We start from the raw sequence: 20,907 nt of genomic DNA, 5'->3' as shown, positions 1-20,907 counted from the left end.
ACTGCCAAAATCAGCTAGAACATTGTAAGTAGCTCCCCTCTTTCATTTTATATAATGAAGGTGAATTAAATTTAAGGGGGAATTTTCATGAAAAAGTGGTTCACTGTTTTGATTGTAAGCTTGGCCTTCGTTTTGATGTTTTCAAGCCTTCCTGCCTCAGCGGCTAGTCCTCGTCACGGCGCCATTGTGACACAAACGGATGAAGCCAAATGGTCAGGTATCTCTGCCGATATTGTCCTGCCGAAAACAGCCACCATTAAAAACGGCTATGCGGACTGGTATCTCGGTCTCGGCTCTGCCGTTGTAGAGAGCGGTATTTCAAAAACGTCTTCTGGCTATAAGGTCTTTCTGGGCAGCGGCTCACAAGGCGGCAGTAAATACTGGAACAGCGAATACGATTCAAGTATTAAAGATGGCGCACGCGTAAACTTAAAGCTCATCAACAACGGTGATGGTACAGTGTCACTATACGTCAATGGAAAACTGCGCTATAAGCAGCCTGTTTACAACCCTAGCCGTCTGAAAAATCTTGATGTTGTCAAAATGGTACACGGCGTACAGGATAATGGAACAAACAGCTATTCACAAGCAAGCTTCTCAAATGTACAGCTTCGTGCAAATACATCAGGAAGTGTCTATAAAAAATGGGATGGGTCAATCAAATCATCGCTTTTACGTAAAAATTTAGAATCTGGTGCTGCCACTCCTAAATTCACCGTTATTTCTTCTATTCCATTAAGTACAAGCCTTTCAGCACAATAAGAAATAAAGCACCCGATAGAGGGTGCTTTTTATTGTTCACAGCTTATCAACACTTCTCTTTTAATCAAAACAAGGATTCGTGGTAACATAAGCATACATACTTCGAAGAAAAAAGGAGATCGAACGTGAAAAAAAGTCTACTTGTTTTCATGAGTCTAGCTGTAATTCTCTGTATCCTAGCAGCTTGCTCAAATACGACGAAAGAACAAAAAACAGAAACGAAGACACTTCCAACAATTAATGAACGCATTCAAAAGGAAACGAAAGAAGTGATGGAGCAGTCTAAACTCATCAAAGACACTGACATCACCGTGGATCAAAAGAAAAAAATCATTTCTTTAAACGTAACAGCTTCCTCTGATACCAATAGTGATTACGCTGAAGTCATCGGTTTAAACTTTGCCAAGACGCTCGCCATTGGAGCATCAACCGAAAAAGAAAACAATCTGCATAAACCAGAAAACGACAGCCTCGGCGCCCTCTATTCCTTTTATGATCTAAACATCACCGTGAAACAAGAAAACGGCAAAGTGCTCGCAAAAGGAAAGAAAACAACAAATGAAACAAAAATCACTTGGGGAAGAGCCCAATAACTGGACAAGAAAATCCTTTATGGATTTTCTTGTTTTTTTTAACAAAACTATTAACATTATGAAAGAAATGCCGATTAGTAAGATTGTGTTGGTTCTTAAGTACCAATAATTCTTATGTACATATCGGGGGAAAGTATTATGAAAAGAACGACAGAATTTGTTTTAGGTTTAATTGGAGGTATTTTTGGATTTTTCGGCGCAATGTTCGCTCTTGCTTTCGGAGGAATCGATGCGGCATTTAGCGATTCAGGCACCAGTGAAATTACAGGATTAGGCTGGGCAGCAATGCTTTTCTCTATTCTTGCCATTGTCGCATCTGTGATTGTAAAGAAAAAAGCAAAGCTTGGTGGAATTTTATTATTAGTATCTGCTGTTGGTGGCATTATTTCTATTTCTATGTTCTTCATCCTTCCAGCTGTATTAATCATCATTGCAGGCTGCATGGGCGTGTTTAGAAAAGAGCCTGTCGTCAATAACACAACTGTATAAGTAGAGAGAATAAAGCTTGTAGAGATTGCTCTACAAGCCTTTTCTCTCTACTTTTTGTAATTCATATTGTATGGCAACAACTAACTCTATTATGTTTTCATCTGTCCAAAGATCCAACATAAATAGAATGTCATTCATCATCTGTGACAAATCTTCCCGGCTCATCAATTCTTCTTTGTAAGCAGGGACAACAAAGAAATAGAGTAGATCAGCCAATTCAAGAGCGACACGTACATCTTTTTCATCCATGATGGCTTTATGCAAAGAGTGAATCAGCCATTTGAGGTCTTCATGATTTTCAATAGGAACATACATCAATTGGTGTATTTCATCGGTATCCCTCCCCCTTAGAATCCTCTCAGCAGATTCCTTTGAAAGAGCCCCAACTGTATTTGAGGATATATTCAGAAACAAGAATTCATGTTGATCCTCTCTATTAACCGTCTTGATTGACGAACCTTCCATCTCAATCACTCCCAATCCCTTATAATAATTCTATTATAAGGAAATTCAAGTTCGATTTAAGTCACAAGAAGTGGATTTTATGTAATTTTAAGCTAACCGGTTTATAAAAAAACACTATAAAACAATTATTTTCTATTTTTATCATTTTTTGTTGATTTTAAAGTACTTTTATCCTATTATAATAGTCATGGTCAATGTATAAGCACAAGATGCTTATATAAATTAAACAAAAGGGGACTTTCATTTTGAAGAAATTCTATGCTTTATTTTTAGCTTTAGGGCTAACATTTACACTGGCTGCTTGCGGTTCAACAGCAGATGTGTCTACAGGTGCGTCTAAAGAAAAAGAGTCTACAAGCACAAAAACACAATCAAAAAACAAAAAAGATGATGGATCAAAGAAAATAAATGCGAGCAAACACAAAACAACTGCTCAAGGAATGAAAGTAAACCTTGGCGAAATTAAAATTATGAAAGATAGAATCAATGTTGGAATGAATATTGAAAATACGACAGATAAAGTTCTAAACTTCTATCCAGATCAAGGTAAAGCTGTAGCGGGAAGCATGCAATTAGATGCGAATATGTTTATGACTGATGGTGATATTGGTGGCGAAGTTGAAGGTGGCGTTAAACAAGATGGTGTTATTCAATTCTTAGCTCCCGAAGGCAAAGAGATCAACATTAAAAACATCAAAGAATTAAAACTGAAATTTGGAAATGTCACAACTGACGATTACATGAATAGTAAAGACGTGACATTCACAGTTAAAGTAAAATAAACTTTCACTAATGCCCTTGAATGATGAGGGCTTTTTTTATTTGATAACGGCTTCTGTGAAGAGGATATGCTTTATGCATACGGTCCTTAGAAAATCACGATCTCCTTTTAAAACTCAGCAAATGCTTCCCACTTAACAAAAAAACCCCTACTCCTATTTGAAAGTGGGGGTTAACTCTTTCATTATTTATCACGCTTCTTCGATCCAAACAATCCAAACACGACGGCCAGTGCAACAATAATCGCCACCCACGTCGTCAAGCCCATACAATCACCGCTTTTCTCTTTAAATTACCCATTCTCTTCATATCGGGTAAAGACCCATGAAATCACTGTCTCTTATTTTAACGATTGAAAAACAGTAAAGGTTTCAATTCATCATCCCTGGTACTTTTTATTGCATGTGACCAAATCGTGGCCAAAATCATGAAGACATAACAAAAACCCCTATATTTCAAGGGGTTTTCGAGGGTGTTTACATCATTCCGCCCATTCCACCCATGCCGCCCATATCTGGCATTCCGCCGCCTGAGCCGCCTTCTTCTGGTTTGTCAGCAACGACTGCTTCAGTTGTTAGAAGCATTGCTGCTACAGAAGCTGCGTTTTGAAGTGCAGAGCGAGTGACTTTTGTTGGGTCAACGATTCCTTTTTCGATCATGTTTACCCATTCGTTTGTTGCTGCGTTGAAGCCTACGCCAATTTCTTCGTTTTTCAAGCGCTCAACGATGACTGATCCTTCAAGTCCAGCGTTGTGAGCAATTTGACGAATTGGCTCTTCAAGAGAACGTAGAACGATGTTTACACCTGTTTGAACGTCACCATCAGCTTCAATTGAAGCGACTTTGTTGTATACATTCACAAGTGCTGTACCACCACCGGATACGATACCTTCTTCAACTGCTGCACGAGTTGAGTTCAGTGCATCCTCGATACGTAGTTTACGCTCTTTTAGTTCTGTTTCAGTTGCAGCACCAACTTTGATGACAGCGACGCCTCCAGCTAGTTTTGCAAGACGTTCTTGTAATTTTTCTTTATCGAATTCAGAAGTTGTTTCTTCTACTTGTGCACGGATTTGGTTCACACGTGCTGCAATTTGAGCAGAATCTCCTGAGCCCTCTACGATTGTTGTGTTTTCTTTTGTCACAACGACTTTAGACGCGCGACCAAGCTGACCGATTTCAGTTGATTTCAGGTCAAGTCCTAGATCTTCTGTGATTAATTCTCCGCCAGTTAGAACAGAGATGTCTTCAAGCATTGCTTTACGACGATCACCGAATCCAGGTGCTTTTACTGCTACTGCGTTGAATGTACCACGAAGCTTGTTCACAACAAGAGTTGCAAGTGCTTCGCCTTCTACATCTTCAGCAATAAGCAATAATGGTTTTCCTTGTTGTACAACTTGCTCAAGTACAGGAAGGATTTCTTGAATGTTTGTGATTTTTTTATCAGTGATTAAGATGTAAGGATTTTCAAGAACTGCTTCCATCTTATCAGAATCTGTCACCATGTATGGTGAAGCATATCCGCGGTCAAACTGCATACCTTCAACCACTTCTAGCTCAGTTGTGAAACCTTTAGATTCTTCAATTGTGATAACTCCGTCGTTGCCAACGCGCTCCATCGCTTCAGCGATTAGGCTGCCGACTTCTTCATCTGCTGCAGAAATAGCCGCAACTTGAGCAATTGATTCTTTACCTTCGATTGGTTTAGAAATCTCGTGCAAGCCTTCAAGTGCTACTTTCACTGCTTCTTCGATCCCTTTACGAACGCCAACAGGGTTTGCACCAGCTGTTACGTTTTTAAGACCTTCACGGATCATCGCTTGAGCTAGAACTGTTGCAGTCGTTGTACCGTCACCAGCTACGTCATTTGTTTTGCTTGCAACTTCAGCCACAAGTTTTGCACCCATGTTTTCAAATGCATCTTCTAATTCGATTTCTTTTGCAATCGTTACACCATCATTTGTGATAAGTGGAGAACCGAATTTTTTCTCAAGAACCACGTTACGTCCTTTTGGTCCTAAAGTTACTTTTACAGCATCTGCAAGTGCATCTACACCACGTAACATCGCGCGACGTGCTTCTTCACTGAACTTAATATCTTTTGCCATAATAACGAAACCTCCTCAGTCTTTTTAGAAAATATATCTCAATGCCTTTTTATGTGATTAACCAATAACAGCTAAAATGTCGCTCTCACGAAGGATTAAATATTCTTTTCCTTCATATTTCACTTCAGTGCCTGCATATTTTGAGAAGATAATGCGGTCGCCTGTGCTTACTTCTAACGCAACGCGCTCACCACTTTCAAGTACACGCCCTGAACCTGCTGCAACAATTTTACCTTCTTGCGGTTTTTCTTTTGCAGAATCCGGTAAAACAATACCGCTAGCGGTTTTTTCCTCAGATTCAACGAGTTCAATGATTACGCGATCGCCTAATGGCTTTAACATAAGAAACAACCTCCTCAATTTTTATATGTAGTCTTTTTTAGCACTCATCACCAGTGAGTGCTAACACATTTATTATAATAAAGAATGTCTTCTGCAATTTCAAGTGAAAACCTTTAAAAATTTTTACGCTTTCACGATCTTTTTGAATCTCAGATTCTTTCCTTTTCATCGAAAAAGAAGACTTGTGTTACAATAAATTTAGTTCTTTTAGTAAAGGGGTTTTCGTTACTTGAAAAAACAATATTGGTACATCATCTTAACGTATATATTGGTACAGGTATCTGCGTTTCCTTATTTTCTCATAATGAAATGGCTGGGATTCATTCAATCACCGATGACTCAAACAGAGCTTTCAAAATTATCAGGAACGTGGACAATCATCAGTTTCTGTATCGGATTGATCATTATTCTGCTCATCCTTCGAACCGTCCCAAAAGCTTCACTGCGAAATGAAGCGCCAGCTTCAATCGGTTCTGCTATCGCATGGATCATTGGCGGTTTCTTTCTTTCTCTCTTTGCACAATCGATTGCGGGGGCGATTGAACAATATGCATTTGGCATTGGACGAGAATCTGAAAATACCCAAAACATTTTATCCATTATGGATGCCGTTCCTTGGCTTGTGATCGTCATCGCCCTGATTGGACCGATATTAGAGGAAATCATTTTCCGTAAAATCATCTTTGGTGTGATTTATGAAAAAACGAATTTCTTCATTGGAGCACTTGCCAGTTCAGTGGTTTTCGCTGCTGTACATTATGATTTTCCCCATATCTTGCTCTATACCGCAATGGGCTTTACCTTTGCCTTTTTATATGCGAAAACAAAACGAATCATTGTCCCAATCGGCGCTCATATGCTGATGAACTCACTTGTCGTTCTTGTGCAGATTGAGCCAGTGAAAAAAATGATTGAAGAACAATCTCAAACCATGCAAATGATTATTGGAGGCTTTTTCTCATGAGAAACCCAGTCGTATGGGGCATCATTTATTTTGCCGTAGGTGTCGCTTTCACCTATATGGCCATTCAAAATCCAGGTGACATGTGGTCATTTTACAGCATTTTGCTGATGGTGTTTGCGGCCTATAATATCAATATCGCGCTTAAAATGTTTGCCTTCTCTGTCAAACTCAAAAAACAGCAGCAAAAATAAATTAAAAACCATTTTCCGCGTTTGGAAAATGGTTTTTTTATGGAGGACGTGTCTTGATGGAACATGAAAAACTTCGCACCTTTAATGATCAGCATGAAACCATTGGAGCTGCCGCTCGTTCAGATGTCCACGCCCAAGGTCTTTGGCATGAAACATTTCATTTCTGGCTTCTCAAAAAGGAGCTTGGCACCGTGTATCTCTGTTTTCAGCTAAGGAGTCCTGCAAAAAAGGATTTTCCTTCACTGTTTGATATCACCGCAGCAGGTCACCTTCTTGCAGATGAACAGCCTTCTGAGGGCTTAAGAGAAGTAGAAGAAGAGCTTGGTCTTTCTATCCCTTTTGAGAACCTTACTTATACAGGAATCATAAAAGATGAAATTCACCTGCCTTCTTTCATTGACCGTGAGTTCTGCCATGTGTATCTTTATATGAATGAAGAAAATCATATGGAAGTTCATCTACAGAAAGAAGAAGTCGCTGGTCTGTACAGAGCAAAACTGGTTGATGCACAGCAGCTTTTAACAGGATCATGTGAAAGAATTCGAATCGAGGGCTTTAAAGTTGATACAAACGGAGAACGATGTGAGGAAAGCATCGAAGTGGGTGTTCATGATTTTGTCTCGCATGAGCCTGCCTATTATGAGCACCTCTTTCACACGATCAATCAATTTCTTACACAATAGAAAAAGCATCGTGATCCCTTATTGGATCATGATGCTTTTTTATGAAACATAATGTTTTTCTTTCTCCTCTGTTTGCTGCATTTTGCGATAGGTCACTCTTGAAATGATAATGCTCACTTCGTATAAAACGAGCATTGGCAAGGTGACCATGAGGTGAGAAACAAGCTCTGGCGGTGTAATGAGTGCGGCAATGACAAGGAGGACAAAATAGGCATACTTCCGTATTTTTGATAAAAACATCGGTGTGATGATGCCGAGTCTTGTGAGAAACATCAACACGACGGGCATCTGAAACAAAAAGCCAAATGGAAGTGTTAGCTGCATTAGAAATGTAAAATACTCATGAATCCCAATGACTTGCTCTACATTTAAATCATTCGACATTCGCATCATAAAATCGACGACAAACGGAAATAAAATAAAGTAAGAGAAAGCCACACCGCTCAAAAATAAAAGCAGTGCAATCGGAATGTAAGCAAGTGTCACCTTTCTTTCTTTCTCATATAAGCCAGGACTCACAAACGCCCACAGCTGATATAAAATAACGGGACACGTCAAAACCAAAGCAATGACAAATGCGAACTGCATAAACACGTACAGTGGATCTGTAAGTTTAAATGCATTCAGCGTCAGTGTTGCCGCTTCATCGGTATTTTGTAAATACACAATGACCGGCTTAGCGAGAAAAAAACCAGCCACCATAAAGGCGACAAAAAACATCGCAATGATCACTAGGCGTTTTCGCAGTTCCACAATATGCTCCATAAGCGGCATATCTTTGACATTCATGAAGCTCATCCTATTCTACTGATCTTCTTTTTTCTTTTTTTCTTCCTGATCATCAGCTAAGCCTTTTGTGGCATTTTTGAATTCACGTAATGTATCTCCTGCTGCTCTTCCTAATTCAGGAAGCTTTTTCGGCCCAAAAATAATGAGCGCTACAATCGCAATCAGAATCAAACTCCCAGGACCGATCGGACCCATTTGCTCCACCCCCTTTACCCCTTTTCGTCAGTCCTCCTGCGTAACAGAGTAATGCTTTAAGAAATACACAAGAGACTGAAGTTCAACCGCCAAATCTATATGATGAATTCGAATGTGTTCCGGCACATTCAATCGAGCCGGCGTAAAGTTAAGGATTCCTTTGATGCCAAGGGCAATCAAACGATCTGTAATGGATTGAGCTGCTACGGCAGGTACTGTCAAAATTGCAACAGGGATATCTCCTACCTCTTGAACATGCTCTTCAAGCTTATCCAAATCATAGACAGGCACGCCGCCTATCTCACTTCCTATTTTACTCTCATTGACGTCAAAAGCCATTGAAATTTTTGTATTATTATTTTTTATGAAATTATAGTGTAAAAAAGCAGTCCCTAAATTCCCGACACCGATGAGCATGACATTGGTCATTTCATCTTGGTCAAGGGTCTTTCTGAAGAAGGTCAAGAGATAATCGACATTATAGCCATACCCTTTCTTCCCAAGTGCACCAAAGTACGAAAAATCTCGGCGAATGGTAGCAGAATCCACTTTGACTGCATCACTAAGCTCAGCTGATGACACCCTTTGTTTTCCTGATGCATGCAAATTTTTTAAAAAACGGTAGTAAAGCGGCAAACGTTTGGCTGTCGCTTGTGGAATTTTTGACTGATCTATATTCATATAAGGTCCTCCAACTTAAATATCAGATGCTCTGTGAAAATCACCGTTTTTCCCGCCTGTCTTTTCAATTAGATAGGTTGGACCGATGATCATGCCTTTATCAATCGCTTTGCACATATCGTAAACGGTCAGTGCACATACTGAAGCAGAAGTGAGCGCTTCCATCTCCACACCCGTACTTCCTTTTGTTTTCACCTGTACTTGTATGTTCAGGATGTGCGCATTTCCGTCTTCCTCCCAATTAAAGGAGATATCCACGCCTTTTAGTGCAAGCGGATGACACATTGGAATGATGGTAGATGTTTGCTTTGCTGCCATGATGCCAGCAACCTGTGCAACAGACAGCACATCCCCTTTTCCAATTTCATGCTGTTGTATTTTATGAAACACTTCTTTTATCATACGAACACTTGAAACAGCAACGGCGGTTCTCACTGTAGACGATTTGTCACTAATGTCGACCATCTTTGCTCTCCCCTGTTCGTTAAAGTGGCTAAATTGACTCATCTTTCAACGCTCCCTCACTCAAATGATACACTATTTTTTCCTATCTGTCTTTCATTTGAATATGGCGATTGTATGTAACATTTGCCGGTTTACTGCTGATAAGCTACACTTAACATATTATAGCAGAGGTGAAGTTACATGATGATTCTACAAGTGAATCAGCTGTCCAAATCGTTTGGCGCTGATACCGTTTTAACGAATATAAAATTGGAAGTCAAAGCAAGGGATCGAATTGCCATTGTAGGTCGTAACGGCGCAGGCAAATCCACGCTTTTGAAAATCATTGCCGGTCAAATGTCTTACGAGCAAGGTGAGATCATCAAACCAAAAGACCTATCGATCGGCTATTTAGCACAGCATACCGATGTGACGTCTACACGTACGCTAAAAGACGAATTATTATCGGTTTTTGATCATTTAAAAGAGATGGAACAAGAGATGAGAACCATTGAGGAGAAAATGGCTTCTTCCACAGGTTCTGAGCTGGATGCCCTTATGAAAACCTATGACAGGCTTCAGCAGGAATTTAAAGATCAAGGCGGCTATCAATATGAAGCAGATGTCCGCTCCATTCTTCATGGACTCGGCTTTAGTCATTTTGAAGATGAGACAACCGTCCAATCCTTAAGCGGCGGCCAGAAAACCCGTCTAGCGCTTGGAAAGCTCTTGTTAATGAAACCAGAACTCTTAATTCTGGATGAGCCGACCAACCATTTAGATATTGATACCTTATCATGGCTTGAGCAGTATTTGCAAAATTATACAGGTGCTATTCTCATCGTGTCCCATGACCGCTATTTCTTAGACAAAGTCGTAAACCACGTCTATGAAGTCTCAAGAACTTCGATGAAAAAGTTTGCAGGGAACTATAGTAAGTATCTGGATCTGAAAGCAGAGCAGCTCGAGCGGGATATGAAACTATACGAAAAGCAGCAAGAAGAGATCTCAAAGCTCCAGGATTTCGTGGACCGCAACCTGGCAAGAGCCTCCACCACAAAGCGCGCTCAAAGCAGACGCAAACAGCTCGAACGGATGGATCGTTTAGATAAGCCTTTAGGAGATGAAAAATCTGCAAACTTTCATTTTGATATTACGAGACAAAGCGGCAATGATGTACTGAAGGTACATGATCTCGATATTAGTTATGATGAAAAAACACCGCTCCTATCCTCGCTTTCTTTTCAGATTAAACGCGAGGATAGTGTGGCACTCATTGGTCCTAACGGGATCGGGAAATCAACCCTTTTAAAAACGTTAACGAACACATTAACACCGGTAAAAGGCGACATCACTTTTGGATCTCATGTCACGATCGGCTACTATGACCAAGAGCAAGCCAAACTGACATCCTCGAAAAAAGTGCTAAATGAGCTTTGGGATGATTATCCTCATATGAATGAAAAAGAAATTCGGACATGTTTAGGAAACTTCCTCTTCTCAGGTGATGATGTTTTAAAACCTGTCCATGCATTAAGCGGTGGGGAAAAAGCACGTCTTGCACTGGCAAAGCTAATGCTCCAAAAAGCCAATTTCCTTATTCTCGATGAACCGACAAACCATCTGGACTTAGATAGTAAGGAAATTTTAGAGAATGCACTGATCGATTATCCAGGAACCATCTTATTTGTTTCGCATGATCGTTATTTCATCAATCGTCTGGCAACGAAAGTATTTGAGCTGTCGCCTACAGAAACTAAAGAATATCTCGGTGATTATGACTACTACCTCGAAAAGAAAAATGAACAACTAGAGCTGAAGGCACTTCAACAAAATGAACCGGTTAAAAAACAAACTGCCCAGCCAGCAGAAACAACAAAGCTTTCTTATGCGGAAGAAAAAGAACTGAAAAAGAAAGAAAGACAAAAGCAGCGCAGGATTGAAGAAATTGAAAAACGGATTGCTGTCATTGAAGACAAGCTCGGTGAAAATGAAGAGCTGTTATGTGATCCTGATATTTTTCAAGATCACGAGAAGATTCAAGCCATTCAAACAGAAAATGATACGCTCAATCAAGAGTTAGAATCACTTTTTGCGGAGTGGGAAGAGCTGTCAGATTCTTAAAGAGTGCCCTAAAGGGTACTCTTTTTTTCCTTTCAATGAAAATATATTATCCACAACGATACCCACAATAACTTCTTGATTATTCTTAATCACTTGGGACTTACCCACATTATACACAGAGTTTTAATCACATATCCACAAAAAAGGTCGTATTTATACACATCCTCTTCACTTTAAAACAAAATTTTCTAACAATTGTGGATATATAACGTTTACATGTGAATAAATCGCTTTCATAGAAAAATAAAAACCCCTGTAATCCACAGGAGTTTTTATCCATATGAGACTAGCGGCAATCCTGGCTGGCCATTCATCGCCATATCGCCTCTGATTCCTTTTTCAAACGCAATGGTTCCAGCGGCAGCGATCATGGCTGCATTATCTGTGCAAAGTGATAATGGCGGAATAATGACCTTCACGTCTGGCAGTTTCGTGAATGCTGATGTTAAAGCTTCTCTTAGTCCTTTATTGGCAGCGACTCCTCCAGCTAGAACAACCTGCTTCACACCATAGGCTTCTGCTGCTTTCAATGTTTTCCCAACAAGCACCTCAATGACACTTGCTTGAAAACTTGCGGCTAAATTCTCTGGGGCAATCGTTTCTCCCTTTTGTGACGCATTGTGTAAGGTGTTGATCACAGCTGATTTTAAACCACTGAAGCTAAAGTGATAAGACCCTTCTTCAAGCCATGCACGAGGAAGCTTAATTGTCGGCTCTCCTTCATGTGCTAACCGATCAATATGAGGTCCACCTGGGTACGGGAGACCCATCGTCCGGGCCACTTTATCGTAGGCTTCTCCAGCTGCATCATCTAATGTTTCTCCGATAACCTCAAAAGATCCGTGCTCCTTCATTAAAACAAGCTCAGTATGTCCGCCAGAGACAACAAGAGCTAAACATGGAAACTCCAATTCATCAACGAGCTGGTTGGCATAAATATGCCCTGCAATATGATGAACACCAACAAGAGGAATTTGATGGGCAAAGCTCAGTGCCTTTGCTGCATTGACGCCAATCAGCAGGGCACCGACGAGGCCAGGTCCTTCCGTAACAGCAATCGCATCCAAATCCTTAAAGCTCATACCCGCCTGTGTCATCACTTCTTCTAATACGATGGTGACTTGCTCCACGTGATGCCTCGAAGCAATTTCAGGTACAACACCGCCAAATCGTTTATGACTGTCTATTTGCGAGGCGACCACATTTGCCACGATTTCCTTTCCATTTTTCACAATGGATGCAGCTGTTTCATCACAGCTTGTTTCTATACCTAATATGAATCGATCTGTTTGTTCACTCATTTATATTCACCCACATGACTAACGCATCTTCTCCATTATCCGTATAATAATTCTTTCGAATAGAAGCTGGTCTGAAACCGAGCTTTTCATAGAGGGATTGTGCTGGTGTATTCGAAACCCGCACCTCTAAAGAAAGATGATCTGTCTTTTTTTCTTTGCAAAATTCCATGACATATCGAAGCAATGCTTCCCCGTAGCCTTTTCCTCTATGCTCAGGGAGAATCGCAATGTTCGTAATTTGTGCATCGTCCATGACAATCCAGACCCCGCAATATCCAACAGGCTGCTTATCTTCCTCGATGAGGAAGTAATGGCTGTATTGGTTATGCAGAATCTCATAGACAAACGATTCCTTTTTCCAAGGCGCTGTAAACGAATGCACTTCAATCGTATACACCTCTGGAATGTCCGCTACTGTCATTTGTCGTATTTCTGCTATGTTAAGGTTATTTTTGTCCTTCAAGCCATTTCACTTCCGCTTCTGCCAAACGAATATAGTTAGGAACAAGCTGATGAACATCTTCAGCAGGACGATCTGCGCCTAAAAATGCAAGCACTGAAGGTCTTGGGTTATGAAATGTCCCCTCTGCCAGTACAGCCGTTTCTCCTAAAATGGAGCGAATGCTCTCTTCATGAAGGTGCACATCTTGTCCAAGAAATAGAACAGGTTTTCCTGTCTTCTTCAGCTCATGAAGCCAATCCGTGAGCAGGATATTTTGATCTGGTTCGACCTCTTTGATCTTACCTTTTTCAAACGTATATAGCCCAGTATAAACTTGTCCTCTTCTCGCATCAAATAGAGGTGAGATATACCCATCAAAATATTGGCCATTTGCCGCAAGCGCTTCTAAACTCGAAACAGCCGATATCGGGATAGACAGCGTCCACGCAAGTGTTTTTGCTATAGTAACACCTATTCTGACGCCAGTGTAAGAACCAGGTCCTTTTGCCACAACGATTTTACTTAGTTCTCTTGGTGCTACACCACATTCTTTCATCAATGCTTCAACAGTGGGCATCGCTCGAACGGAATGGTTCTTTTTTAAATACGTAATGCTCTCGCCAATCACAGTGAGGTCTCTTACAAGAGCAATTCCTAGTGTATGGTTTGATGTATCAATGGCCAGTATGGTCAAATTCTTTCATCTCCTTACAAAGGGACTCATAACGCTCCCCTTTTGCATCAAACGTGAGATGCCGTTCTTCTTCACGTTCTGTTCTCAGCATTTCAATTTTTAAATAGGAAGAAGGCAATTGAGGTTCAATAAGATGTGCCCATTCAACCAAGCATACACCTTCACCCTCAAAATATTCTTCTAGTCCGATGTCTTCTTCCGCATCTTCCATGCGGTACACGTCCATATGGTAAAGTGGCAGTCTGCCATCGGTATATTCTTTAATAATTGTAAAGGTGGGGCTGTTGACGATACGGGTAATTCCTAAGCCTTTCGCAAAACCTTTTGAAAAAGTGGTTTTGCCTGCGCCTAAATCTCCTTCTAATGTCAATACATCGCCTGGCATCACAAGTTTGGCCAAAGCAGCGGCAATTCGTTTCGTCTCATCCGCACCTTTTGTTGTCCATGTTAATTTCACCGTTGATGTCACCTCATTTCTTAAAATGATTATATCCTTTTTTCATTAACATTGTTTGTTGATCATTGTCTTTTAACATAACACTGGCTGCTTGATCATCCTTGACTTGTCCAATACGTGTGATCTGAATGCCTTCTTTTTGACATTCAGATTCAAAGCTTTCCCAATCAGATTCTGGTATCGTACCAGTTAAAACAAAGTCTTCTCCCCCAAATAACACCCATTCAAGCCAGTCTTTGCGCAGCACCTGTAAATCTGGATGAATTGGAAGCTTATCAGCTTCTATCTCGATCCTCACACCGCTCGCTTCGGCTATCTCATTCAACTCACTCGCTAATCCATCACTCACATCATTCAAGGTGACCCGCGGGAAACTTGAACAAATGTGACCAGCAGCAATATGAGGCTGAGGCATTTTATGACGCTTAAGAAAGAAATCAGCGTCGACCGCCTTAGAAGGGACTGCTTCGTTCATTAAGATTGATAACCCAGCAGCCGACGAACCGAGTTCACCTGTGACAAAGACGACGTCTCCAGTTTGAGCACTGTGGCGATAACAAGCTGCTCCCTTTGACACCTCACCAATGACCGTCACGGTAATGACAAAGTCACTGCGGGTGGCTACTGTATCTCCACCAATCAAATCCATACGATAGGTGTCAGCCAACGCTTTCATTCCCTCATAAAGAGCCGTGACGATTGTTTCATCACCATGAGGCGGGATTGCAATTGAAACAAGATAATACTTTGGCGTGCCTCCCATTGCAGCGATATCACTGACATTGACTGCCAGTGCCTTAAAGCCAACTTCAAAAGGTGTGGAAAAGTCAAAACGAAAATGAACATGTTCCACCATTGTATCAACACAAACGACCTCTTCACAATGTGAATGAGGTTGATAAACACTTGCATCATCACCGATGCCCATGATCAAAGAGCGCTGATATGTATCTTTTGGTGTGATTCGGCGAATAAGATCAAATTCATCCATAAAAAGACAGCCCCTTCTTGCAATCAATTGGTTAAGTATACATGATGTCAAACACAGTTAGTATTAGTGTAGCGAATATAAATCTTAGTTCCAACTAAAAATGATATAAAGAAAGCCTGGTGTGTAAAAACCAGGCTGGGTTGAAGTAATCTATCTATTCTTTCATACAGTGTAGCCAAACACAAATCATTTCATTGCATCGTGGGTACTTGTAGAAAGAAAAAGACATAAAAAAAAACGAAACTATACGTTTTCGTTTACAAGTCATAAAAATGGCGGTCCGGACGGGACTCGAACCCGCGACCTCCTGCGTGACAGGCAGGCATTCTAACCAACTGAACTACCGGACCATTTTGGTTGCGGGGGCAGGATTTGAACCTGCGACCTTCGGGTTATGAGCCCGACGAGCTACCGAACTGCTCCACCCCGCGATGATATAAATATTACAAGCTTGGCGGCGTCCTACTCTCACAGGGGGAAACCCCCAACTACCATCGGCGCTGAAGAGCTTAACTTCCGTGTTCGGTATGGGAACGGGTGTGACCTCTTCGCTATCGCCACCAAACCTGATGGAGAGAATGTTCTCTCAAAACTAGATAACAATGTTCATGTTTCACATTAGAATATAGGTTAAGTCCTCGATCTATTAGTATCTGTCAGCTCCACGTGTCACCACGCTTCCACCTCAGACCTATCAACCTGATCATCTTTCAGGGATCTTACTTCCTTGCGGAATGGGAAATCTCATCTTGAGGGGGGCTTCATGCTTAGATGCTTTCAGCACTTATCCCGTCCGCACATAGCTACCCAGCGATGCCCTTGGCAGAACAACTGGTACACCAGCGGTGCGTCCATCCCGGTCCTCTCGTACTAAGGACAGCTCCTCTCAAATTTCCTGCGCCCGCGACGGATAGGGACCGAACTGTCTCACGACGTTCTGAACCCAGCTCGCGTACCGCTTTAATGGGCGAACAGCCCAACCCTTGGGACCGACTACAGCCCCAGGATGCGATGAGCCGACATCGAGGTGCCAAACCTCCCCGTCGATGTGGACTCTTGGGGGAGATAAGCCTGTTATCCCCGGGGTAGCTTTTATCCGTTGAGCGATGGCCCTTCCATGCGGAACCACCGGATCACTAAGCCCGACTTTCGTCCCTGCTCGACTTGTAGGTCTCGCAGTCAAGCTCCCTTGTGCCTTTACACTCTGCGAATGATTTCCAACCATTCTGAGGGAACCTTTGGGCGCCTCCGTTACATTTTAGGAGGCGACCGCCCCAGTCAAACTGCCCACCTGACACTGTCTCCCTGCCCGATAAGGGCAGCGGGTTAGAAGGTCAATACAGCCAGGGTAGTATCCCACCGATGCCTCCACCGAAGCTAGCGCTCCGGTTTCCAAGGCTCCTACCTATCCTGTACAAGCTGTACCAACATTCAATATCAGGCTGCAGTAAAGCTCCACGGGGTCTTTCCGTCCTGTCGCGGGTAACCTGCATCTTCACAGGTACTATAATTTCACCGAGTCTCTCGTTGAGACAGTGCCCAGATCGTTGCGCCTTTCGTGCGGGTCGGAACTTACCCGACAAGGAATTTCGCTACCTTAGGACCGTTATAGTTACGGCCGCCGTTTACTGGGGCTTCAATTCGCACCTTCGCTTACGCTAAGCGCTCCTCTTAACCTTCCAGCACCGGGCAGGCGTCAGCCCCTATACTTCGCCTTACGGCTTCGCAGAGACCTGTGTTTTTGCTAAACAGTCGCCTGGGCCTATTCACTGCGGCTTCTCGGGGCTTTAACACCCTAAGAAGCACCCCTTCTCCCGAAGTTACGGGGTCATTTTGCCGAGTTCCTTAACGAGAGTTCTCTCGATCACCTTAGGATTCTCTCCTCGCCTACCTGTGTCGGTTTGCGGTACGGGCACCTCTCACCTCGCTAGAGGCTTTTCTTGGCAGTGTGGAATCAGGAACTTCGCTACTAAATTTCGCTCGCCATCACAGCTCAGCCTTTACGGGAAACGGATTTGCCTATTTCCCAGCCTAACTGCTTGGACGCGGATATCCAATACCGCGCTTACCCTATCCTCCTGCGTCCCCCCATTGCTCAAATGGTGAGGAGGTGGTACAGGAATATCAACCTGTTGTCCATCGCCTACGCCTTTCGGCCTCGGCTTAGGTCCCGACTAACCCTGAGCGGACGAGCCTTCCTCAGGAAACCTTAGGCATTCGGTGGACGGGATTCTCACCCGTCTTTCGCTACTCATACCGGCATTCTCACTTCTAAGCGCTCCACCAGTCCTTCCGGTCTGGCTTCACAGCCCTTAGAACGCTCTCCTACCACTGTTCGTAAGAACAGTCCGCAGCTTCGGTGATACGTTTAGCCCCGGTACATTTTCGGCGCAGAGTCACTCGACCAGTGAGCTATTACGCACTCTTTAAATGGTGGCTGCTTCTAAGCCAACATCCTGGTTGTCTAAGCAACTCCACATCCTTTTCCACTTAACGTATACTTTGGGACCTTAGCTGGCGGTCTGGGCTGTTTCCCTTTCGACTACGGATCTTATCACTCGCAGTCTGACTCCCAAGGATAAGTCATCGGCATTCGGAGTTTGACTGAATTCGGTAACCCGGTAGGGGCCCCTAGTCCAATCAGTGCTCTACCTCCGAGACTCTTACCTTGAGGCTAGCCCTAAAGCTATTTCGGAGAGAACCAGCTATCTCCAGGTTCGATTGGCATTTCACCCCTACCCACACCTCATCCCCGCACTTTTCAACGTGCGTGGGTTCGGGCCTCCATTCAGTGTTACCTGAACTTCACCCTGGACATGGGTAGATCACCTGGTTTCGGGTCTACGACCACGTACTCATGCGCCCTATTCAGACTCGCTTTCGCTGCGGCTCCGCATCTTCTGCTTAACCTTGCACGGGATCGTAACTCGCCGGTTCATTCTACAAAAGGCACGCCATCACCCGTTAACGGGCTCTGACTACTTGTAGGCACACGGTTTCAGGATCTATTTCACTCCCCTTCCGGGGTGCTTTTCACCTTTCCCTCACGGTACTGGTTCACTATCGGTCACTAGGGAGTATTTAGCCTTGGGAGATGGTCCTCCCGGATTCCGACGGAATTTCACGTGTTCCGCCGTACTCAGGATCCACTCTGGAGAGAACAACATTTCAGTTACAGGGCTGTTACCTTCTTTGGCGGGCCTTTCCAGACCTCTTCGCTTATATCGTTCCTTTGTAACTCCGTATAGAGTGTCCTACAACCCCAAGAGGCAAGCCTCTTGGTTTGGGCTGTTCCCGTTTCGCTCGCCGCTACTCAGGGAATCGCATTTGCTTTCTCTTCCTCCGGGTACTTAGATGTTTCAGTTCCCCGGGTATGCCTTCTCATACTCTATGTATTCAAGTATGGATACTACTCCATTACGAGCAGTGGGTTTCCCCATTCGGAAATCTCCGGATCAAAGCTTGCTTACAGCTCCCCGAAGCATATCGGTGTTCGTCCCGTCCTTCATCGGCTCCTAGTGCCAAGGCATCCACCGTGCGCCCTTTCTAACTTAACCATTTCTTACTTTAGAAAGAATCACTATGTGTGATGAACTTTGCATTGCATTCAATGTGAATGTATTACTTATTGTTATCTAGTTTTCAAAGAACAATCCTGTCTCGATAGAGACATGTTTTGAAGGAATGATCCTTCAAAACTAAACAAGACGAAAACGTACGCTGCTCCATATATCCTTAGAAAGGAGGTGATCCAGCCGCACCTTCCGATACGGCTACCTTGTTACGACTTCACCCCAATCATCTGCCCCACCTTCGGCGGCTGGCTCCATAAAGGTTACCTCACCGACTTCGGGTGTTGCAAACTCTCGTGGTGTGACGGGCGGTGTGTACAAGGCCCGGGAACGTATTCACCGCGGCATGCTGATCCGCGATTACTAGCGATTCCAGCTTCACGCAGTCGAGTTGCAGACTGCGATCCGAACTGAGAACAGATTTATGGGATTGGCTAAACCTTGCGGTCTTGCAGCCCTTTGTTCTGTCCATTGTAGCACGTGTGTAGCCCAGGTCATAAGGGGCATGATGATTTGACGTCATCCCCACCTTCCTCCGGTTTGTCACCGGCAGTCACCTTAGAGTGCCCAACTGAATGCTGGCAACTAAGATCAAGGGTTGCGCTCGTTGCGGGACTTAACCCAACATCTCACGACACGAGCTGACGACAACCATGCACCACCTGTCACTCTGTCCCCGAAGGGAAAGCCCTATCTCTAGGGTTGTCAGAGGATGTCAAGACCTGGTAAGGTTCTTCGCGTTGCTTCGAATTAAACCACATGCTCCACCGCTTGTGCGGGCCCCCGTCAATTCCTTTGAGTTTCAGTCTTGCGACCGTACTCCCCAGGCGGAGTGCTTAATGCGTTAGCTGCAGCACTAAGGGGCGGAAACCCCCTAACACTTAGCACTCATCGTTTACGGCGTGGACTACCAGGGTATCTAATCCTGTTCGCTCCCCACGCTTTCGCTCCTCAGCGTCAGTTACAGACCAGAGAGTCGCCTTCGCCACTGGTGTTCCTCCACATCTCTACGCATTTCACCGCTACACGTGGAATTCCACTCTCCTCTTCTGCACTCAAGTTTCCCAGTTTCCAATGACCCTCCCCGGTTGAGCCGGGGGCTTTCACATCAGACTTAAGAAACCGCCTGCGAGCCCTTTACGCCCAATAATTCCGGACAACGCTTGCCACCTACGTATTACCGCGGCTGCTGGCACGTAGTTAGCCGTGGCTTTCTGGTTAGGTACCGTCAAGGTGCGAGCAGTTACTCTCGCACTTGTTCTTCCCTAACAACAGAGCTTTACGATCCGAAAACCTTCATCACTCACGCGGCGTTGCTCCGTCAGACTTTCGTCCATTGCGGAAGATTCCCTACTGCTGCCTCCCGTAGGAGTCTGGGCCGTGTCTCAGTCCCAGTGTGGCCGATCACCCTCTCAGGTCGGCTACGCATCGTCGCCTTGGTGAGCCATTACCCCACCAACTAGCTAATGCGCCGCGGGTCCATCTGTAAGTGACAGCCGAAACCGTCTTTCATCCTTGAACCATGCGGTTCAAGGAACTATCCGGTATTAGCTCCGGTTTCCCGGAGTTATCCCAGTCTTACAGGCAGGTTACCCACGTGTTACTCACCCGTCCGCCGCTAACATCCGGGAGCAAGCTCCCTTCTGTCCGCTCGACTTGCATGTATTAGGCACGCCGCCAGCGTTCGTCCTGAGCCAGGATCAAACTCTCCGAGGTATGCAGGATGCATATCACACATGCGTTGCTACACGATGTAGCGAACTTAGCATGTGATCATTTCCTGCCTCGTCAGCGTTTGACTGACTACCTATGAAGTATCATAGGATTTTTTATAAAA

At 43.6% G+C, this 20,907-nt stretch carries 20 protein-coding genes, 2 tRNA genes and 3 rRNA genes; 8 read left to right on the top strand and 17 right to left on the bottom strand.

The window, feature by feature from the left end:
* Positions 1-87 precede the first annotated feature (87 nt).
* The 3 genes from NSQ72_RS03045 (at position 88) to NSQ72_RS03035 (ending at position 1,844) form a co-directional block, all read left to right on the top strand.
* Positions 88-762 carry a hypothetical protein gene (locus NSQ72_RS03045; RefSeq protein ID WP_058837869.1) on the top strand — a complete coding sequence of 225 codons (675 nt, stop codon included), beginning with the start codon at positions 88-90 and terminating at the stop codon, positions 760-762.
* 125 nt (positions 763-887) lie between these two features.
* Positions 888-1,355, top strand: a complete 468-nt coding sequence (locus NSQ72_RS03040; protein WP_047202827.1) for a hypothetical protein — start codon at positions 888-890, stop codon at positions 1,353-1,355.
* Positions 1,356-1,493: 138 nt separating this feature from the next.
* On the top strand, positions 1,494-1,844 hold the full coding sequence (locus tag NSQ72_RS03035; protein ID WP_047202828.1) for a DUF4064 domain-containing protein: 351 nt from the start codon (positions 1,494-1,496) through the stop codon (positions 1,842-1,844).
* A 30-nt stretch (positions 1,845-1,874) separates the two neighbouring features.
* On the opposite strand, the gene NSQ72_RS03030 is transcribed toward NSQ72_RS03035, so the two are convergent.
* Positions 1,875-2,318, bottom strand: coding sequence for a hypothetical protein (locus tag NSQ72_RS03030; protein ID WP_445285734.1), 444 nt, complete (start codon positions 2,316-2,318; stop codon positions 1,875-1,877).
* A 236-nt stretch (positions 2,319-2,554) separates the two neighbouring features.
* Here NSQ72_RS03030 and NSQ72_RS03025 point away from each other — a divergent pair, with 236 nt between their 5' ends.
* Positions 2,555-3,091 (top strand): LptM family lipoprotein, encoded by a 537-nt coding sequence (locus NSQ72_RS03025; RefSeq protein ID WP_341083244.1) that lies wholly within the window; start codon positions 2,555-2,557, stop codon positions 3,089-3,091.
* 474 nt (positions 3,092-3,565) lie between these two features.
* Here the strand turns inward: NSQ72_RS03025 and groL are convergent, their stop codons facing one another.
* Positions 3,566-5,200 carry a chaperonin GroEL gene (groL, locus tag NSQ72_RS03020; RefSeq protein ID WP_024424467.1) on the bottom strand — a complete coding sequence of 545 codons (1,635 nt, stop codon included), beginning with the start codon at positions 5,198-5,200 and terminating at the stop codon, positions 3,566-3,568.
* 57 nt (positions 5,201-5,257) lie between these two features.
* Positions 5,258-5,542, bottom strand: coding sequence for a co-chaperone GroES (gene groES / locus NSQ72_RS03015; RefSeq protein ID WP_024426730.1), 285 nt, complete (start codon positions 5,540-5,542; stop codon positions 5,258-5,260).
* 229 nt (positions 5,543-5,771) lie between these two features.
* On the opposite strand from groES, the gene NSQ72_RS03010 reads away from it, so the two are divergent.
* The 3 genes from NSQ72_RS03010 to NSQ72_RS03000 are packed head-to-tail and all read left to right on the top strand — an operon-like array spanning position 5,772 to position 7,380.
* Positions 5,772-6,506 (top strand): CPBP family intramembrane glutamic endopeptidase, encoded by a 735-nt coding sequence (locus NSQ72_RS03010; protein WP_058837872.1) that lies wholly within the window; start codon positions 5,772-5,774, stop codon positions 6,504-6,506.
* Positions 6,503-6,697 carry a YdiK family protein gene (locus NSQ72_RS03005; RefSeq protein WP_003213897.1) on the top strand — a complete coding sequence of 65 codons (195 nt, stop codon included), beginning with the start codon at positions 6,503-6,505 and terminating at the stop codon, positions 6,695-6,697. The genes NSQ72_RS03010 and NSQ72_RS03005 overlap by 4 nt, the downstream gene beginning before the upstream one ends.
* A gap of 56 nt (positions 6,698-6,753) precedes the next feature.
* Entirely contained in the window at positions 6,754-7,380 is a 627-nt protein-coding gene (locus tag NSQ72_RS03000; RefSeq protein WP_341083242.1) for an NUDIX hydrolase, read from the top strand.
* Positions 7,381-7,419: 39 nt separating this feature from the next.
* Here the strand turns inward: NSQ72_RS03000 and tatC are convergent, their stop codons facing one another.
* From tatC to moaC, 4 genes are read right to left on the bottom strand one after another with little or no spacing between them, the layout of a single operon-like run.
* Positions 7,420-8,178: a twin-arginine translocase subunit TatC gene (tatC, locus tag NSQ72_RS02995; RefSeq protein ID WP_098676753.1), complete on the bottom strand. Its 759-nt coding sequence runs from the start codon at positions 8,176-8,178 to the stop codon at positions 7,420-7,422.
* Positions 8,179-8,184: 6 nt separating this feature from the next.
* Positions 8,185-8,364 carry a twin-arginine translocase TatA/TatE family subunit gene (locus NSQ72_RS02990; RefSeq protein ID WP_008355689.1) on the bottom strand — a complete coding sequence of 60 codons (180 nt, stop codon included), beginning with the start codon at positions 8,362-8,364 and terminating at the stop codon, positions 8,185-8,187.
* A gap of 27 nt (positions 8,365-8,391) precedes the next feature.
* Complete coding sequence (locus tag NSQ72_RS02985; RefSeq protein ID WP_008355687.1) at positions 8,392-9,045, bottom strand: redox-sensing transcriptional repressor Rex; 654 nt, start codon at positions 9,043-9,045, stop codon at positions 8,392-8,394.
* Between the two features lie 15 nt (positions 9,046-9,060).
* Complete coding sequence (gene moaC, locus NSQ72_RS02980) at positions 9,061-9,552, bottom strand: cyclic pyranopterin monophosphate synthase MoaC (RefSeq protein WP_039176857.1); 492 nt, start codon at positions 9,550-9,552, stop codon at positions 9,061-9,063.
* A 138-nt stretch (positions 9,553-9,690) separates the two neighbouring features.
* On the opposite strand from moaC, the gene NSQ72_RS02975 reads away from it, so the two are divergent.
* Positions 9,691-11,613: an ABC-F family ATP-binding cassette domain-containing protein gene (locus NSQ72_RS02975; protein ID WP_341083241.1), complete on the top strand. Its 1,923-nt coding sequence runs from the start codon at positions 9,691-9,693 to the stop codon at positions 11,611-11,613.
* 272 nt (positions 11,614-11,885) lie between these two features.
* Here the strand turns inward: NSQ72_RS02975 and tsaD are convergent, their stop codons facing one another.
* The 10 genes from tsaD to NSQ72_RS02925 all read right to left on the bottom strand — a co-directional run bounded on the left by tsaD (position 11,886) and on the right by NSQ72_RS02925 (position 20,786).
* On the bottom strand, positions 11,886-12,914 hold the full coding sequence (gene tsaD, locus NSQ72_RS02970; protein ID WP_341083240.1) for a tRNA (adenosine(37)-N6)-threonylcarbamoyltransferase complex transferase subunit TsaD: 1,029 nt from the start codon (positions 12,912-12,914) through the stop codon (positions 11,886-11,888).
* Positions 12,907-13,335 (bottom strand): ribosomal protein S18-alanine N-acetyltransferase, encoded by a 429-nt coding sequence (rimI, locus tag NSQ72_RS02965; protein WP_024424460.1) that lies wholly within the window; start codon positions 13,333-13,335, stop codon positions 12,907-12,909. Before rimI ends, tsaD begins: the two co-directional genes overlap by 8 nt.
* Before the next feature lie 25 nt (positions 13,336-13,360).
* Positions 13,361-14,050 carry a tRNA (adenosine(37)-N6)-threonylcarbamoyltransferase complex dimerization subunit type 1 TsaB gene (gene tsaB / locus NSQ72_RS02960; protein WP_341083239.1) on the bottom strand — a complete coding sequence of 230 codons (690 nt, stop codon included), beginning with the start codon at positions 14,048-14,050 and terminating at the stop codon, positions 13,361-13,363.
* Positions 14,031-14,507, bottom strand: coding sequence for a tRNA (adenosine(37)-N6)-threonylcarbamoyltransferase complex ATPase subunit type 1 TsaE (gene tsaE, locus NSQ72_RS02955; RefSeq protein ID WP_341083238.1), 477 nt, complete (start codon positions 14,505-14,507; stop codon positions 14,031-14,033). The genes tsaB and tsaE overlap by 20 nt, the downstream gene beginning before the upstream one ends.
* Before the next feature lie 13 nt (positions 14,508-14,520).
* The gene (gene thiL, locus NSQ72_RS02950) at positions 14,521-15,498 is read right to left on the bottom strand and encodes a thiamine-phosphate kinase (RefSeq protein ID WP_341083237.1); all 978 of its coding nucleotides are present in this window, start codon (positions 15,496-15,498) and stop codon (positions 14,521-14,523) included.
* A 273-nt stretch (positions 15,499-15,771) separates the two neighbouring features.
* Positions 15,772-15,848 (bottom strand) — tRNA-Asp (locus tag NSQ72_RS02945).
* Between the two features lie 4 nt (positions 15,849-15,852).
* Positions 15,853-15,929 (bottom strand) — tRNA-Met (locus NSQ72_RS02940).
* Between the two features lie 18 nt (positions 15,930-15,947).
* A 5S ribosomal RNA gene (gene rrf, locus NSQ72_RS02935) occupies positions 15,948-16,063 on the bottom strand.
* Positions 16,064-16,124: 61 nt separating this feature from the next.
* Positions 16,125-19,055 (bottom strand): 23S ribosomal RNA (locus NSQ72_RS02930).
* A 182-nt stretch (positions 19,056-19,237) separates the two neighbouring features.
* Positions 19,238-20,786 (bottom strand): 16S ribosomal RNA (locus NSQ72_RS02925).
* The 16S, 23S and 5S rRNA genes sit together here with 2 tRNA genes alongside, the layout of an rRNA operon.
* Positions 20,787-20,907: the final 121 nt, after the last annotated feature.

The sequence above is a fragment of the Bacillus sp. FSL R5-0659 genome (assembly GCF_038008785.1).
Lineage (GTDB): Bacteria > Bacillota > Bacilli > Bacillales > Bacillaceae > Bacillus > Bacillus safensis.
This window is presented reverse-complemented; position numbering and strand designations above follow the sequence as displayed.